Source organism: Pseudomonas sp. MYb193, from assembly GCF_002966775.1.
In the GTDB taxonomy this organism is placed as follows: domain Bacteria; phylum Pseudomonadota; class Gammaproteobacteria; order Pseudomonadales; family Pseudomonadaceae; genus Aquipseudomonas; species Aquipseudomonas paracarnis.
The window spans coordinates 2,437,884-2,455,342 of sequence record NZ_CP023269.1 but is presented as its reverse complement, the minus strand read 5'-3'; the positions used below and the strand labels follow the sequence as shown (position 1 = coordinate 2,455,342).

Here is a 17,459-nt window from a genome sequence, read left to right as displayed (position 1 = left end):
GTTTGGAAAGATCCCCCATGACCCCTACTCCTCATACCGCCTGGCGCCTGGCGCTGGGCCTGGCCTTTGCGGCCGCCCTGCCCGTTCAAGCCGACGACACCACCCTGACCGGCGACTGGGGCGGCCTGCGCCGCGAACTCGACGCGCAAGGTGTGCGCTTTACCGGTGACTACAGCGGCGAGACCGCCTACAACGCCCACGGCGGCCAGCACCGTTCGGCGCGCTATTCGCAAAATATCAAGCTCGGCGTGCAGTTCGACCTGGGCAAGCTCTACGGCTTCAACAACGGCGACCGCATCCAGCTGACCCTCAACGACCGACGCGGCAACAGCGCCTCCGAGGACCTGGTGGGCAACCGCCTGCCGATCCAGGAAAACTACGGCGGCCTCTACACGCGCCTCACCGAGCTGAGCTACGAGCGCACGCTGTTCACCCCGGCGCTGAACCTCAAGCTGGGCTATATGGCCATGGGCAATGATCTCGGCGGCCTGGACAGCGGCATCCTGTGCAACTTCATGAACGCCGGGTTCTGCGGGCATCCGCTGAACATGTCCGGCGGCAGCGGCTGGGCCAACTACCCGAATGCGCACCTCGGTGCCCGGGTGAAATACGACTTTTCGCCCAACTGGCAACTGCGCGTGGCGGCGTTCAATGTCGACCCGTCCAGCAACGGCAACTCCAGCCGTGCCTGGCACCTGGGGCCCAAGCACACCACCGGCACCGTGGTGCCCATCGAGCTTATCTACAAGCATGCGGGCGCACTGCCCGGTGAATACAAGCTCGGTTATTACTACGACAGTTCCGATGTAAAACGCATTGGCAGCAACAAGGACGTCAGCGGGCGTGGCGGTCACTACCTCTTGATCGACCAGGCTGTGTGGGCCTCACAATCATCCCAAGGCCGTAGCCTGCACGCCTTCGGCCAGTACTCTGCCGCCAGCGAAGCGGCCTCGCCGTTCACCAAGTGGTATGGCGCAGGCGTGGTGCTGTACAAGCCGTTCGAAGGTCGCCCGCGCGATACCGTCGCCCTGGGCTATGGCCGCGCGGTGCCGAACCCGCGCAGCCGTGATGTGCAAGAGTTGGCTGCGTTCAATGCCGGGGCGTCCTACCCCTCAATCGACAGCGCCGAACAATTGATCGAACTCAGTTATGGCTACCAGGCCACGCCTTGGCTGACCTTGCGCCCGGATATGCAATACATCATCGAGCCGGGGGCGTTTTCCGGTGAGAGCATCGACAATGCGCTGGTGCTGGGCTTGCAGGTCAAAGCGATATTCTGACCGCCTGCCTCAGCCAGCCCCCAAGGATTTGCCGCGGCCACCGTTCTTGAGCATCGACGGGTTGATCCCGAACTGTTTACGGAACGCCGTGGCAAAGTGACTGGCGTTGGCATACCCCAGGTCCGAGGCGATGCGCATCACTGATTCATCGCCACTCATCAAGCGGCTGCGCGCCTGGATCATGCGGGTCTGCTGGAACATGCCGTAGACGCTGTTGGCGAACAGTTGGCGGAATCCGCGCGTGAGCTTGGGCTGGCTCAAACCGGATTCACGGGCCAACTCCGACAGGCTCGGCGCTTTGCCCAGGTCTTCCAGTAAACGATCGCGAGCACGCACCAACCGCTGACGGTCGGTGTGACTGACCCGGCAGGTGCATTCAGCGTCCTGGCGCGCTTCCAGGAACAAGCTCACCAGCGTGACACTCTGCCCGTACAACCACAGGCTGCTGCGTGGCTGGGCCGGCGCCAGCTGGGTGCCGTGGTCCATGGCCAGGCCGAGCATGTGCGCGGTGGCGCTCATTTCGCCGCTGCGATGGCCGTCGAGGAAGCAATGCTCGCAGGCCAAGGCTTTGTTCAGCAGCGGGTCGAGTTTCAATTCCCACTGAGCGAGCAGCTCGGGGCGGATCATCACGGTGATGTTGTCGATTTCGCCGTGCTGGTGATAAAGGCCATGGCGGCAGCGACCAAAGCTGATATTGCCCGCGCCTTCATCAATCGCATAGCGACGTTGCCGGCGCCCATCGTGAAAGCTGCACGCAGCCTTGCCCTTGAGCGAGTTGGTAAAACTGAAGTGAATGCATTCGCTGTCGTCCTGCAGCGGCAGTTCAACCGGCTGCTCGAACGTGCTTTGCCAACGCACGATATCCAAGCCCTCCTGCAGCGTCATGCGGGTGACGCGGCAATGCGCCCCTGGCCCCAGATCACTCCCATACCCGCCCGTAATGATTCGCGAGACTGGCATCGGCTCCCCTGCGCCTCCTTGAACGGCTGACATCGTAAATCTCCTGGCTGACCGGATACGGCTCGAATCAGATCACATCAGGGTAGAATCTTGCAATTGATAATTATTAGCATTTGGAGCGCCGCACGCTTTATCAAACCGCCGCTGCCCCTGCGCAACGCGCCTCGATCAACCTGTTCAGTCAAGGTCCCATCATGTCTGCACGAGGCAACACGACGGCTATCCGTCAATCTTGCTACAAATGTAATAGTATAACAATAGCGATTGCTTTGACACTGTCCCCTTCTGCCTTTGCCTCTGGCGAGCTATTGCAACTGCCAGCCTCGACAGTGACCGCACGCATGGCCCAGGAAGACCCCAAGGACGTGCCTATCAGCGTCAGCGTAATCAGCGGCGAACAGCTGCGCACACAACGCCTCGACACCCTCGAAAGCACCCTGCGCACCACCGCCGGCGTCAGCGTGAATTCTTCCGGCGGGCCGAATGATTTCAACGTGCTGATCCGCGGCGTCGGTTCGCTGTATCAAATGTCCATGGATGACAGCTCGGTGGCGTTCAATATCGACGGCGTGCCGGTGTCGTCGCGCAGCCTGGGCTTCGGCACACTGGATATCGATCGCATCGAAGTGCTCAAGGGTCCCCAGGGCACACTGTCCGGCGCCATCGGCCAGGCCGGCGCGGTGAATATCACCACGCGCCAACCCACCCGCGAACTGGAAGGTTATGTGCGTGGCGAAGTCGGCCAGAAAGGCCAGTTCCTCACCGAAGGCGCCATCGGCGGCCCGCTCAGTGATCGCTTCAGCGGCCGCCTGGCAGTGCGGCGTGCCGGCTACGACAGTTGGATCGACAACGACCAGACCCACCACCCCATCACCAAGCCACGCAATGAAGCCTATCGCGGCAGTCTGCTGTGGGACCTAAACGATGACACCCACCTGTTGCTCAGCGCCGAACGCCAGCAAACCGAACGCGCCACCAACTCCCTGGTGTTGCGCCCCTACGGCAGCCACCCGAGCCTGGACCTGACACCCGGCCTGTTCGACGACAACGACAAGACCACCGAGCGCTACACCCTCAAAGCCGATCACGACTTCGCCAACAGCCGCCTGACGTCCACCACGGCTACTGGCACCGCCGACTTCACGGGTTTGATCGCCTACGACAGCAAACTGATGGGCGCCCTCTACGGCACGCCCAGCGAGTTCTGGGTGGTGGACAAATCCTTCGAACGCAACTGGAGCCAGGACGTGCACCTGGGCTCATTGCCCGACGCTGAAGTGTTCTGGGTCGCCGGCGTCGCCGCCAGCCGCAACGAACGCAGTTACGATACCCCGCGCAACACCTACGGCACGTCCAGCGCCAGGTTCCGCGACTTCACCACCACCACTTACGCAGGCTACGGCGAAGTGACCTTCCCCCTCAGCGAACGCCTGAAACTCACCACCGGCTACCGCCACTCCTGGGACCGTAAGACTTACAACGGCCAATACTTCGCCGGCACCAGCGTCGTGGACGACTCGCGCAGACTGACCGACCACTACGGCACCGGCCGCGCCGCCCTGAGCTATGCGATCACCCCACAGACCAACGTCTATGTGCAACTGGCACGGGGCTATAAATCCGGCGGGTTCAACGACTATGCCTCCCAGGTCAGCGACAGCGCCCCCTACAAGGCCGCCGTCAGCAAAGCCGCTGAACTGGGCTTCAAAAGCACGACCGAAGAGGGTCGTGGCAGCCTCAATGGCGCGCTGTTCTATACCCGCGTGCACGATGACCATTTGCTCGGCTATGACGCGGCGACCTTCGCCACCAACGCCTTCAACGCCGACACCCGCACCCGCGGCGCCGAGCTGGAAGGCAGTTGGCGCTTCGACCAGGGCCTGACCGTGGCCGCCAGCGCCACCTACCTCGATGCCAAAATCACCCGTGGCGTGCAAGGCATCCAGGCCGGTGACGTCGCAGCCGGCAACCGCACCCCGGATGTGCCACGCTGGAGCGCCAACCTCAACGCCAGTTGGAAGCACCCACTGGGCAGCATCGCCAGCCTGGGTGATACCACTCTCAACACCAGCCTCAATTACCACCTGGTGGGTGAACGCGCGGCCGATCCGCAGAATCATTTCAACCTGGATAACTACGAGAAGCTCGACCTGCGGGCTGGGCTGGAGAGCAAGTTCGGGGAAGTTTATGCGTTCGCCGACAACCTGTTGAACCAGACGTACGACACCTACGGTTTCTACAGTGAGCCGGTAGCCTACGGCGGGCCATCGCGGCGGCGTACGTTGGGCGTGGGCTATACCTATCAATTCTGAACCGGCCAGGCTGTAGGAGCGAGCAAGCTCACTCCTACAGAGGGCAATGTATGCCTCAGAACTCGTAGCTGTACCCCACCCCCGCCGAACGCCCCCTGCCCGGCATCCCGGTCAGCACCGCGTCGGTGGAATAAGCGCCATACAAGTCATATCGCGCATCCAGCAAGTTATCGCCCCACAGATAAACTTCCGATCCACCGCTCTGCAGCCCCAAGTGCAAATCCAGCTTGGCGTAGCCCTTGAGGTCATAGTGATTCTGCGGATCAGCCGGGCGGTTTTTCTGCACGCGGTAGTTGAGCAACGTGTTCAGGCGCGGCGCCGGCAAGCCGAGCAGTTCACCCACGGGTTTGTTCCAGGCAATGCTGAAGTTGCCGCTCCACAGCGGCACGTCCGGCACGCGACTACCCTTGGCCACATCACCGCCGGACACCCCTGGCGCATCGGAGGTCACCACCGCGTTGGTGTAGCTGATGGCGCTGCCCAGGGTCAGTTCATCGGTGGCATGCCAGGTACTCGACAACTCGGCACCTTTGCTGCGGGTATCGGCATTCACCGCGCTGACCGCCAGGGACGTGAAGTCATAACCCAGCAAGTGGTCATCCTGCACGCGGGTGATGAACAACGCCCCTTCCAGGCTCAACGCACCGCCTTCGCTTTCATGCTTGAAACCGACTTCCGCGGAGTTCACCTTGGCTGCCTTGTAGGGTTGGCTGTCCTTGATTGACGTCGCGTAGTCGTTGAACCCGGCCGACTTGTAGCCCCGCGACAACACCGCGTACAGGTTGGTCTGGGGTGTCCATGCATAGCTCAGGGCCACGCGCCCGGTGTTGTAGTCGTCCTGCAAGCGTCGGCTGTCGTTGATCAGGTTGGCGCCACTGCTGTAATCAGCGCCGTAGGTCTTGCGGTCCCAAGTGTGGCGCAGGCCGGTGGTGAGCTTCCAGTCCTCGGCAATCGGGAAGGTCACTTCGCCGTACGCGGCATAGCTGTTGGTGGTGAAATCGCGCAGTTGCCGGGCGCCATTGGTGAAGTTGTTGGAGTCAAAACTGCGCTCGGAACGGGACAGGTTCACCCCGGTTACCCAGAACACATCGGCGTCAGCCAGTGATCCCAGGCGCAGGTCCTGGCTCCAGACTCGCTCATGGGCCGAGTCTTCGATCAGGTACTCAAAAGGCTGGCCGTACAACGCGCGGGTGATGTTGCGATCATAGCCCTTGACCGCATTGAAGTCGGTGCTGGTATAGGCGCTGATCGAGGTGATCCGGGCCTGGGCCAGGTCATGGTTGAGCTCGAAGGAATAACGCTCGTTGGTCTTCTTGTTGCCATTGAACGTGCCAGGGGTGTAGTCGAGGCTGGGGCGGTTGCCGAACGGTCGCAGGATCTCCAGGCCGGCATAGTGATCGGCGCGCTGGCGCTCAGCGGTCAGCAGGCCAGTGGTGCCAGCGTCGTTGTCCCACAACAGGCTGCCGCGCAGGGCCAGGTCGCGGGGTTTGGTCAGGGGGTCGCCGTCTTGTTGGTCATCGACCCAGTTATCAAAGCCGCTGCGACGCACGGCAATGCGCCCGGCCAACGACTCCGTCAACGGCCCGCCCACCGCACCTTCGGTCATGAACTGGCCTTGGTTGCCCACTTCGCCACGCACGTAGCCCTCCAGTTCGCGGGTGGGTTTGCGCGTGGTGACGTTGATCGCGCCCGCTTCGCTGTTACGCCCGAACAAGGTGCCTTGGGGCCCCTTGAGCACTTCCACTTGCTGCACGTCGAGGGTAGCCATCGCTGCGTTGCGCACCGACATCGGCACGCCGTCCACGTTCAGCACCACCGAGCCATCGTCCATGCTCATCTGGTTCAGCGAGCCAACCCCACGGATACGCACGTTGGCATCGTTGGCGCCGCCCCAGGAGTTCACATCCACCCCAGGCGTTGTGCGCAAGGCGTCTTCCAGGGTGCGTAAACGCCGGGTTTCGAGAGTTTGCCCATCGAGCACCGAAAGGCCGAACGGAATGTCCTTGGCACTTTCCTGGTTCAATCGCGCGCTCACCGTCACCGGCCCCAGCTCGATAGTCTCGGCATTGGCGGCCGGTTGAGCCTCAACGGCATAAGCCGCACACATCTGGCTGGACAAGGCCAGTGCCATGGCTTGGGTCAGCACGTTGGCACGCCAACCGATGGGGCGGCGTAGTGGCTGAATAGACAGTTCAGGTGACATGGCAAAGCTCCACAAGGCAGGGATGGTTCACATTCATTGCACAGGCCCCCAGCGCTTGAGCGCGGCGGCAATCGCGTGTTCGGAGGGCGCGCCCAGCAGGCGCTGAAGCTCAGTGGGCCATCCCTGGCCGTGACGGACGTCGGCGGTCATCGCCGTGAGGTGTTCGGGGGATTGCGCAGCCACCCAATCAAGGCTGACCAGCGCGGCATAGTGGGCCGCCCAGCCCTGTTCGCGAGCATCGGCCAGGGTGCCGACAGGCTCACCGTCATTACCCAGGGCGCGCGTCAGGTCGTCGGCCATCAGCTTGACCAGCGCGGCGCGGGCGCCAGCACCGTCGACGTCTTCCACGCACAGCAAGCCCACCGCCCCCGCCACACCCTGGCTCAACCCCAGGTAACCGGGGATCTGGCGCAGGTCGCTGGCCTCGATCAGCCATTGGCGGGCAAGCAGCTCGGCAATGTGGGCGCGACGCGTCCAGCGCCCGACGCCGACCGGCGCCACGTCCCAATTCGGTGACTGGCTGAGCAACAGATGGCCGTGGCTCAAACGGCTGGTGCCCATGCCAGCAGGCCACAGGCTCAGGTGCTCGACACGGGGCAGGCTGCCCAGGCGTCGTGCTACGCAGGCGCTCATTAAGTTCAGGTCTTGCTGTATTTCAGCACGGGTGTGCGCACGGCTGGGGTCTGCCTGAGTCGGCGTGACATAGGCAAAGTCCAGTGAGCCAAGGCTGCGACCGCTAAAGGTGCGGCCATCGACCTCGACCTGCCATTGCCAATCGCCGGCTGGGGCAACAGCCTCCACGGCCACCGCCGCGCCCGTCGGCAGTTGTGGCACCAACATTGGCAACCCGGCTTCACTGCGCTGGGCCGGCGCACGCAGTAGGCGCTCGCTGTCCAGGCCCAGGCGCGGCACCACGCGGCGCGCTTGCAGCCACACCCCCTGAGGCCCGAGCCAGAACGCCTCACCTTCGGCAGGCCAGCCGTCGGCGCGCACCGTCCAGTTCAATGCCACCTGGCAACCGCTCGCCGCGCAGCCGTCCAGAAGTACGCGCAGATGCTCGCTGGCCTGTTCGAACCTCACCGGCCGGCCCAGCACGCTGGCGCCTGTCACCTGCAGGCCCGGCGGAAGCTCGGCGTCCAGATGAGGGGCGACCACCCCCTGCAACGTCCATTGGCCCGCTACCTGTCGCGCCGCCGAATCAACCCGCAGTTGCAACTGCCCACCGGCCACCTGCCAGGCGCTCGCGCCGGGCAGCCAGCGCTGTTCCCAGTCAGCGCGTTCGGCACGTTGCGCAGCGACAGACTGGTAACCGCCCAACTCCACCAGATGCCGCTGCAACAGCACGCCGCTGCCAAGCATGCCCACAGCGCCGAGGGCCAGCAACGCCCCCGGCAAACCGAGCAAACCGTCGCGCACATCACTCAAGCGGCGCCGCTCTGGCCCACGGGGCAACGCCAGTGCCGCCACCGCGAGCAGCACCAGGCAACCGGCCAGTTTCCAACCGTCCAATGCGGCGAGAAACGCCACCCAAGGCGCCCAGCCGGTCAGCAGCGACACACTCACATGCGCGGGGATCGCCATGGCATAGGGCGGGTAACTGACCAGCCCCAATTCATGGTTGAGCACCAGGAAAAACGTCAGCAGCATCGAGGTGGCATACGCCAGGCCCGAGCGACGAATCAGCGCATGCACCAGCACCGTGAGCATCGCCAACTCCATCAGCGGCGGCGCGAACACCAGCGCTTGATAGACCAGCACAAAGCCCGGCGCCAGGCTGTCGGGCGCGGCAATCGCGCTGACCAGCAAGCTCGCCAGGCCCGGCACCAACGCCAGGGCCAGCGTCGCCAGCAGCACGCAGGCCACTCGCCCCAGCAGGCGCAACCACGCCGGCGCTGCAGTGGCCTGCAACATGGCGCCAATACCTTCGACATCATCGCGCCGGCACACCAGCCCAACCAAGGCTGCGACGATAAACGCGATCACCAGAAACAACGCGCTCGACAGCAGGGGCAGGGTCAGATCTGCCCGAGGCACCATCGGCCCACGCGCATGCCACACTCCGTGGACAAAACCACTGAGTACACCCATCACCAGCAGCAAGCCCAGGGCCACCCAGCCGATACGCCGGGCAAACACTTGGCGCGCCTGCCAACGCGCCTCGCACCACAAGGCCCGTGGCCACTGGCTGCCAACCAGCGGGCCAGGCAACGTCATGGCGTTCGCCAACCGCATCGGCGGCTCTGCCAACACCGCCCCGCTGCGCTTGCCCATCAAACCCTGACGTGTGGTACGGGCCAACACCACGGCCAGTAACAGCAGGGGCACTGCGCACCACAGCAGGCGGTTAAGCCAGAAACCCGAGGTCAGCGCCAACAGCGATTGGGATTTCTGCGCGGCACTCCAGGTTTCCACCTGGGCCTGGGCAAAGGTAAACAACGAGGGGTCCAGGCTGGCCGCCAACAGTGGGTTGATATGCCCGCCCTTGAGCACCACCACGGCAAACATCCACAACAGCATCAACACCGTCGCCAACCCGAATGGCGCGGCCAAGCCACGGCTGCGCAAGGCCAGCAGGTAATACAGCGCACCGATCCCGGTACTCACCGGCAATAACAAGGCGACCCAGGCAAATCCCAGCGCCGACCACATCGGCGCACCGATACTCGCCGCCGGTACCCAACCGAGCCAACCCAGCACCGGGCTGACCAAAAACCCGACGATCAGCGAACTGGCGAGCAAGCCGCCCACCAGCGCTGCACCAATGAACCGCCCCCACAACAATGCCGGCAACGACAGCGGCAAGGCCAGCAGCACCTCTTCCAACTGCGCCTTGCGGTCGCGCAGCGCCGGTTGTGCAAAAACCCAGGCCCAGGCGAAGAACAGAAAGAACATGCACCCGCACGACATCAGGTAGATCAGGCTCGGGGCATTGCGTGCAATGTCGCTGGCGCCCATTTTCTGCACGTAGTCGGCATTGGTCAGGGACATCAGCAAATAGCCGGTGAGGCCCAAAAACACCAGCAACGGTATGCCGCTGCGCAGCCCGGCGCGCACTTCCACCCAGGCTTCACGCATCAACAGAGCAAAGGTATTCATGCCTCGCCCGCCTCGCCGGCCTGGGCCAGCGCCAGGTAATAGATATCTTCCAGGCGCGGCGTGTGGGGCGTGAAGCGCGGATCAGCCGGGCGCTCGCCGTGCACGATTACCCGGCTGCCAACGGGGCTTGCGGCCACATGCAAGGCAGGCGGCAGCGGCTCACCACGGGCGAACGCAGCCTCCCACAAGCGGCCCTGTTCGGCGCGCAGCAAATCTGCCGGACGGCCTTCGATGATAATCCGCCCCCCGGCCAGCACCGCCAGGCGGCTGCACAGGTTCTCGACGTCTTCGACGATATGGGTCGACAACAGCACGATCGACTCGGCCGCCACATCCGCCAGCACCCGGTGAAAGCGGTTGCGCTCGGCCGGATCGAGGCCGGCGGTGGGCTCATCGACAATCAACAGACGCGGCGAGCCGATCAGGGCCATGGCGATGCCAAAGCGGCGCAACATGCCCCCCGAGTAAGTGGCGAGCGCGCGGTGCGCGGCTTCCTGCAGGTTGACCTTGGCCAGCAGGCCTTCGACTTCCTCACGGCGCTGGCGGCTGTGGGTGCGCCCCTTGAGCCAGGCGAACCGCTCAAGCAAATCTCGCGCACTCACCCCCGGGTACGTCCCCAACTGCTGCGGCAGGTAACCCAAGCGGCGGCGCAACTGCCCGGGCTCGGCGAGCACATCCAGCCCATCCAGTTCGATGCTGCCGACGTCCGGTTGCTGCAAGGTTGCCAGGGTGCGCATCAGGCTGCTTTTGCCCGCGCCATTGGGGCCGAGCAAACCGTACATGCCAGGGCCCACATTCAGGTCCACGCCGCGCAACGCTTGGACGCCATTGTTGTAGCGCTTGCGCAGACCGCGCACTTGTAAACCTGAATCGACTGACATCCACACCTCCATCAAGGGTCAAGCCCTGCAAAAGGGCGGCGAGCGACGGTAGTCAAGGGCGGCGGCGCGGCGCTACCCGATTCAAGTCATTTTCCAACCGTATCCCGCGCACTGATCGCCGCCATGGCCCGCCCCGGCGCCGCTGTCCCCCGCGCCAGGCAAACGGATACGGGGCAAAAACGATTCGATGCGGGTAGTCCACACAATGAGAATGACTAGCATCTTCTTCCACGCAGTTACCTGCCTTCAGCGCCTGGGCCAACGCCGGCCCGGGCCCTAGCGATGAGAAGACGTTGAGCCATGGCCACTCCCAGCACCTCAACCGCAACACTGTTGCGCCGTTCCCTGTCCGAAGCCCTGGGCCAGCCTGCCGAGCAGATCCCCCTGGAGGCCAACCTGATTGAATGGGGGCTCGATTCGGTGACCCTGATCCGCCTCGCCGGCCAATGGCGCCGCCAGGGCCTGGCCGCACGGTTCGCCGAACTGGTGGCCGACCCACGCCTGTGCGCCTGGCTGACGCTGCTGGACACCGAGCCGGTGACGCCCGCGCCCACCCATAGCCATGCGCACGACGGCCTACCCTTTGAACTGGCGCCCATGCAGCACGCGTACTGGGTCGGCCGTGCTCCTGGGCAACAGCTGGGCGGTGTGGCGGCGCACTTCTATAACGAATTCGACGGCCAGGACGTAGACCCGCTCCGCCTGGAAGCCGCCGTACAGGCCTTGCTGGCACGCCACCCCATGTTGCGTGCGCAGTTTCTGGAGGAGGGTCGCCAACAGATCCTGCCCCGTAGCCCATGGCCGGGGCTGAAGGTGCATGACCTGCGCCAGGCCGATGCCACACAACTGCAACAGCAACTGCAAGCCTTGCGCGCCGCGCTGTCACATCGCCAATTGGCGGTGGAACACGGCCAGGTGCTGGATATTCAGCTCTCGCTTTTGCCCCACGGCACCCGCCTGCACCTGAACCTGGACATGCTCGCCGCCGACGCCTTGAGCCTGCGCACCCTGCTGGGCGACCTGGTGCAGTTGTACCGCCAACAGCCCCTGCCCGCGCTGGCCTACAGCTTCCCGCGCTACCTGGCCGACCTGCGTCAGGAACAGGCCAGCCCCGAGCACCGAGCACGTCACCAACACGCCCGCGACTATTGGCTGCAGCGCCTGGACACCCTGCCCGGCGCCCCGCGCCTGCCCATCAAGCCCCAAGGCGATGAGCGCCAAGTGCGTCGCCGTCATCATTGGCTGGCGCCGTCCCAGCGCCAGGCATTTGAACGCCACGCCCGCGAGCACGCCCTCACCCCGGCCATGGCCCTGGCGGCGGTGTTTTGCGAAGCCCTCGGCGCCTGGTGCGAGACGCCCGAGCTGTTACTCAACCTGCCGCTGTTCAACCGCACGCCGTTGCATGAGGACGTCGAGCGCCTGGTCGGTGACTTTACCTCCTCGATCCTGCTGGCCTGGGATGGCCGTGTGACCGGCACCTTCGCCGCCCGTGCCACAGGGCTGCAACGACGCTTCCACAGCGATGCGACCCACAGTGCATTTACCGGGCTGGAGGTGTTGCGCGAGCTGTCGCGCCTGCGTGGTGAGCAAGTCCTGGCACCCGTGGTGTACACCAGTGCCCTGGGCCTGGGGGAGTTGTTCGCTGAGGGGGTGCAGGAGAGTTTCGGCCAGCCGGCCTGGATCATTTCCCAGGGCCCGCAGGTGTGGCTCGACGCCCAAGTCACCGAGCTGGATGGCGGCATTCTGGTTAACCTCGATGCCCGTGAAGGGCTGTTCGCCGAAGGCGTCCTGGATGGAATGTTCGACGCCTATACAGGCCTGTTGCAACGTTTGTGTCATGACGCAGCAGCCTGGGATCAAGCGACCCCGGCGCTGATCCCCAGCCGCCAGTTGGCCGCGCGCAGCGCCGCCCGGGGCCACGTTACGACGCTGCCGAGCCAACGTCTGCACGAAGGCTTTTTCACCCAGGCCCGGCTGACGCCTGCCCTCCCAGCCCTGTTGTACGGCGACCACGCCCTCAGCTATGGCGAGTTGGCCGAGCGCGCCCTGCGGGTTGCGGCGTACCTGGAGGGTCAGGGCCTGCAACACGGTGACGTGGTCGCCCTGCAACTGCCCAAGGGCCCCGAGCAGGTGATCGCCGTACTGGGAATCCTCGCGTGCAGCGCCACCTACCTGCCTATCGGCATCGACCAGCCCGCTGCGCGCTGCCGCACGATCTGCGACAACGCCGGTGCCCGCCTGCTGCTTACCCAACTGCCGCAGGCTGGCAGCGCACTGGCGGCGCCACGGGCCGGTGCGGTCAGCGACCTGGCCTATATCCTCTACACCTCCGGTTCCACCGGTGAACCCAAGGGCGTAGAGATCAGCCACCTGGCCGCCGCCAACACCCTGGAGGACCTGCAACGGCGCTTGCAGCTCAACCACGATGACCGAATCCTGTCGCTCTCGGCGCTGGAATTCGACCTGTCGGTATTCGACCTGTTTGCCCCACTGGCCTGCGGCGCGGCGGTGGTGTTGATCGAGCCCCAGGCCCAACGCGATGCCCTGCGCTGGCGCGAACTGGCCACTCAACACCGCGCCACCGTACTCAATTGCGTGCCGGCGCTGCTCGACATGCTGCTCGGCTGTGCCGATGCTCCGTTGCCCCTGCGGGCAGTCTTGCTGGGCGGAGACAAGGTTGCGCCGGAGCTGGCGCCACGCCTGTGGGCCCAAGCCCCCGGTTGCCGCTTCATGGCCCTGGGCGGTGCGACGGAAGCGGCGATTCACTCGACGCTGTTCGAAGTCGTGCCCGGCCAGGCGTTGCACTGGCACTGCCTGCCGTACGGCAAACCCTTGGATAACGTCAGCCTGCGCATCGTCGACCCGCAGGGTCATGACTGCCCGGACTGGGTGGCCGGCGAACTGTGGATTGGCGGGGCCGGAGTGGCCCAGGGTTATCGTGGCGACCCAGTGCGCAGTGCCGAACGCTTTGTGGTTTACAACGGCCTGCGCTGGTACCGCACCGGCGACAGTGCGCGCTACCACCCCGACGGTACGGTCGAGTTCCTGGGACGTAGCGACTTCCAGCTCAAGCTGCACGGCTACCGTATCGAGGCCGGTGAAGTGGAACACGCGCTGCTGGCCTGCCCCGGCGTCGACCAGGCGGTGGCGCTGCTCGTGGGCCAGCACCTGGCGGCGGTGGTGCGCCTGGCGAATGGCCCGATGCAACCTACCGCGTTGGAGTTCCCCGGCCTGGCCGAGCGCCTGCCGGCCTACATGATTCCCAGCCTGATCCTCGGCTGCGCGCAATGGCCGTTGACCACCAATGGCAAGGTGGACCGCAAGGTACTCCACGGCTGGCTGGCGGACCATCGCGGCACTTACCAGGCCTTGCTGTCGCCGCCCTGCGGCGCCATTGAACAACAGGTGGCCCGCGCCTGGCAGCAGTTGCTCGGCTGTGGCGAGGTGTACCGGGAGCACAACTTCTTCGCCCTGGGCGGCGACTCCCTGAGCGCCACGCGCCTGGTGCGCCTGTTAGCCGAACAAGGGCTGGGCGGCGCACGAATCGCCCAGGTATTCACCAAGCCAGTGCTGGCGCAGTTCTGCGCCGACCTGCATCAACAGGCCCAGGCCGAACCGCAACGCACCGTTGTCCCGGACCTGGCCCAACGTCACGCCCCCTTCCCCATGACAGAAGTGCAGCAAGCCTACTGGCTGGGTCGTGACCCGAGCCTGGTATTGGGCGGGGTGAGCTGCCATTTCTACCGCGAATACGACGTCGAAGACCTCGACCTGCCGCGCCTGCAAAACGCCCTCGGGCGCCTGATCGAACGCCACGAAATGCTGCGTGCGGTGTTCGATCAAACAGGCCAGGCACGCATCCTTCCCCAAGTACCCACCTTCGTGATCGGCCAACGCTACGTTTGCGTCGAAGACCTGCGTGAGCACTGTGCCCACCGCGTGTTCGATCCCGCCCAGTGGCCGCTGTTCGATGTGCAGGCGGTGACCCAAGGCCGGCATACCCGCCTGGCCATCAGCCTGGACAACCTGATCCTCGACGCCCTCAGCATCCTGCGGTTCTATGCCGAACTCGACGCGTTATATCGCGAACCGACGCTGGCCCTGCCACCGCTGCAGTTGTCCTTTCGCGACTACCAGATTCAGGCCGGCGTGGAACCCACCGAATTGCGCGCCGCGCAGCAGTTCTGGCAAGAACGCCTGCCCACCTTACCGCCGCACCCGCAACTGCCCCTGGCTGCCGACCCAGCCAGCCTGGGCCGACCGCGCTTCGAGCGCCTGCAAGGTCAGGTCAAGGCCCAGGCCTGGCAAGCGATCCTGGCCAAGGCCCAACAGCACAGCCTGACCGCCTCGGCGGTGCTGCTCTGTGCGTTTGCCGAAACCCTCGGGCGTTGGAGTACGCGGCCGGACCTGAGCCTCAACCTCACGCTATTCGACCGCCGGCCTATGCATCCGCAGATCGATCAGGTGATGGGCGACTTCACCTCCCTCACCCTGCTCGGCTACGTGCCCGTGGCCGGCGAACGCTGGCTCGACCGCGCCAGACGCACCCAGCACACCCTTGGCGAAGCCCTGGAACATCGCTGCGTGGGGTCGGTGAGCCTGTTGCGCCAATTGGCGCGCAGCAATGACGAGCACCAGGTGAGCATGCCGGTGGTGTTCACCAGCGCCCTGGGCGTACCGGATGGCACCGCCGCACCGGTGGACGGGCCCTTCGCCAGGCAGGTCTTCGGCCTTACCCAAACCCCGCAGGTGTGGCTCGACCATCAGGTGGTCGAAGCTGACGGCGGCATCGCCTTGAACTGGGACCGCGTGGTCGGGCTGTTCCCCGACGGGCTGGTCGAAGCAATGTTCGACGCCTACCTGCACAGCCTTGACTGGTTGGCCGAACACCCCTGGGACAGCGCCCCGCCCGACCTGCTGCCCCTGGCCCAGGCGCAGGTACGCGCACGGTTGAATGCCCCTGGCGCCAGCGTTGCGCAGGACCCGAGCCTGCACCAGGGCTTCTTCCAACAGGCGCACCAATCGCCGCTACGCCCTGCGCTGTTGTGGGGCGAGCATGGGAGCCTGAGCTACGGCGAACTGGCCGACCGCGCCCTGCGCATCGCCCGCAGCCTGATGGATGCAGGCGTGGCGGCCGGTGACCTGGTGGCAGTCTCCCTGGCCAAAGGCCCGCAACAGATCGCCAGTGTGCTGGGCGTGCTGGCAGCGGGCGCGGCCTACCTGCCGGTGGGAGTCGACCAACCCTTACAGCGCTGCCAGCGCATCCTGCAACAGGCCGGCGTTGGCCTGATCCTCGCCGAGCACGACCCACAACTACCTGGGGTCAAGCACCTCACGCCTTCAAAAGCACAATGCGCCGAACCGTTGTTAGCCCCCCTGGCCATGTGCGCCAACGAACTGGCCTACGTGATCTACACCTCCGGCTCCACCGGCCAGCCCAAGGGCGTGGAAATCACCCACCGCGCCGCGATGAATACCGTGGCCGAGATCAACCGTTGCTACGGCATCGACGCATCGGACCGTGGCCTGGCGCTGTCAGCACTGGACTTCGACCTGTCGGTGTATGACCTGTTCGGCCTGCTCTCGGTGGGTGGCGCCCTGGTGTTGATCGAAGAAGACCAGCGCCGCGACGCCCGCGCCTGGCTCAAGGCCCTGCAACACCATCGCGTAAGCCTGTGGAACAGCGTGCCGGCGCTGCTCGATATGTTGCTGGAAGCCAACGCGCTTGAGCGCCAAAGCCTGGGGTTGAAAGTGGCCCTACTGTCGGGCGACTGGATTGGCCTCGACCTGCCGCAACGCCTGCGCCAACAGGCACCGCAGTGCCGGTTTATCGCCCTCGGCGGCGCCACCGAAGCCGCGATCTGGTCCAACCACTTTGAAGTCCAGCAGCCGTTGCCGGGCTGGCGTTCAATCCCCTACGGCGTGCCACTGGCGAACCAGGCGTACCGGGTAGTGGACGCCCTTGGCCGCGACTGCCCGGACTGGGTCACTGGCGAGTTGTGGATCGGCGGCGCCGGCGTCGCACGGGGCTATCGCCATGCACCGCAGTTGAATGCCGAGCGCTTTATCGACGGTTGGTACCGCACCGGTGACCTGGGCCGCTACCGGCCCGACGGTTTGCTGGAGTTTCTTGGCCGCGCCGATACCCAGGTCAAGGTCCGTGGCCACCGTATCGAACTGGGAGAAATCGAAGCCGCGCTGGCCCGTCATCCCTGTGTAAACCAGGCCGTGGCGCTGGTCGCGGACACGCGCTTGCTGGCCGCAGTCGCTGCCAGCACCCACGCCGAAGTACTCGCCCAGCACTTGGAACACTGCCTGCCCGCGTATATGCGCCCGGAACAGATCCTGGTACTGGAACGCCTGCCCCTGAGCAGCAACGGCAAGGTGGACCGTCGCGCCTTGCTCGCCCCCTTGGCGGCTGCGGCACAGTCACGCCCCGCGCCGGACGAAGCCCCGTTGAGCGCCGCTGAACAGCGGGTCGCCGAGCTGTGGCAACAGTTGCTCAACGTGCCCAGCGTGTCACGCCACGACAACTTTTTCCGCCTGGGCGGCGACAGCCTGCTGGCCACGCGGTTTCTTGAAATGCTGCGCAGCCGCTTTGGCCTGGAACTGCCCATGGGCCAGCTGTTCGGCGCCGCCAGCCTGCTGGAAGTGGCGCACGCCCTTGAGCGCCAGCCCACCTCCGACACCGTTGAAGAAGGCCTCATCTGATGCCTGCGCAAACTCC

Annotated in this window: 7 protein-coding genes; 3 read left to right on the top strand and 4 right to left on the bottom strand. The window is 65.0% G+C overall.

Going from position 1 to position 17,459, the window contains the following annotated elements; all coding sequences use genetic code 11:
• Nucleotides 1–17: 17 nt before the first annotated feature.
• A complete protein-coding gene (locus CLM72_RS11500; protein ID WP_105226514.1) occupies nt 18–1,280 on the top strand; it encodes a carbohydrate porin in 1,263 nt (420 codons plus the stop codon).
• 9 nt (nt 1,281–1,289) lie between these two features.
• Here CLM72_RS11500 and CLM72_RS11495 read toward each other — a convergent pair whose 3' ends face one another.
• Nucleotides 1,290–2,273, bottom strand: a complete 984-nt coding sequence (locus CLM72_RS11495; RefSeq protein ID WP_236265713.1) for an AraC family transcriptional regulator — start codon at nt 2,271–2,273, stop codon at nt 1,290–1,292.
• Nucleotides 2,274–2,509: 236 nt separating this feature from the next.
• Between CLM72_RS11495 and CLM72_RS11490 the strand changes: the two genes are divergently transcribed.
• The gene (locus CLM72_RS11490) at nt 2,510–4,552 is read left to right on the top strand and encodes a TonB-dependent receptor (RefSeq protein ID WP_256595381.1); all 2,043 of its coding nucleotides are present in this window, start codon (nt 2,510–2,512) and stop codon (nt 4,550–4,552) included.
• 55 nt (nt 4,553–4,607) lie between these two features.
• Here the strand turns inward: CLM72_RS11490 and CLM72_RS11485 are convergent, their stop codons facing one another.
• Genes CLM72_RS11485 through CLM72_RS11475 form a run of 3 tightly spaced genes read right to left on the bottom strand, consistent with a single transcriptional unit; the run spans nt 4,608 to nt 10,732 of the window.
• On the bottom strand, nt 4,608–6,755 hold the full coding sequence (locus CLM72_RS11485) for a TonB-dependent receptor (RefSeq protein ID WP_105226512.1): 2,148 nt from the start codon (nt 6,753–6,755) through the stop codon (nt 4,608–4,610).
• A 33-nt stretch (nt 6,756–6,788) separates the two neighbouring features.
• Nucleotides 6,789–9,851 (bottom strand): hypothetical protein, encoded by a 3,063-nt coding sequence (locus CLM72_RS11480; protein ID WP_105226511.1) that lies wholly within the window; start codon nt 9,849–9,851, stop codon nt 6,789–6,791.
• A complete protein-coding gene (locus tag CLM72_RS11475; RefSeq protein WP_105226510.1) occupies nt 9,848–10,732 on the bottom strand; it encodes an ABC transporter ATP-binding protein in 885 nt (294 codons plus the stop codon). Before CLM72_RS11475 ends, CLM72_RS11480 begins: the two co-directional genes overlap by 4 nt.
• Before the next feature lie 300 nt (nt 10,733–11,032).
• Here CLM72_RS11475 and CLM72_RS11470 point away from each other — a divergent pair, with 300 nt between their 5' ends.
• Nucleotides 11,033–17,443, top strand: coding sequence for a non-ribosomal peptide synthetase (locus tag CLM72_RS11470; protein WP_105226509.1), 6,411 nt, complete (start codon nt 11,033–11,035; stop codon nt 17,441–17,443).
• Nucleotides 17,444–17,459: the final 16 nt, after the last annotated feature.

Coding starts and splice junctions, on each gene's coding strand:
- CLM72_RS11500 (WP_105226514.1), top strand. CDS start 18: ATGACCCCTACTCCTCATACCGCCTGGCGCCTGGCGCTGGGCCTGGCC.
- CLM72_RS11495 (WP_236265713.1), bottom strand. CDS start 2,273: ATGTCAGCCGTTCAAGGAGGCGCAGGGGAGCCGATGCCAGTCTCGCGA.
- CLM72_RS11485 (WP_105226512.1), bottom strand. CDS start 6,755: ATGTCACCTGAACTGTCTATTCAGCCACTACGCCGCCCCATCGGTTGG.
- CLM72_RS11480 (WP_105226511.1), bottom strand. CDS start 9,851: ATGAATACCTTTGCTCTGTTGATGCGTGAAGCCTGGGTGGAAGTGCGC.
- CLM72_RS11475 (WP_105226510.1), bottom strand. CDS start 10,732: ATGTCAGTCGATTCAGGTTTACAAGTGCGCGGTCTGCGCAAGCGCTAC.
- CLM72_RS11470 (WP_105226509.1), top strand. CDS start 11,033: ATGGCCACTCCCAGCACCTCAACCGCAACACTGTTGCGCCGTTCCCTG.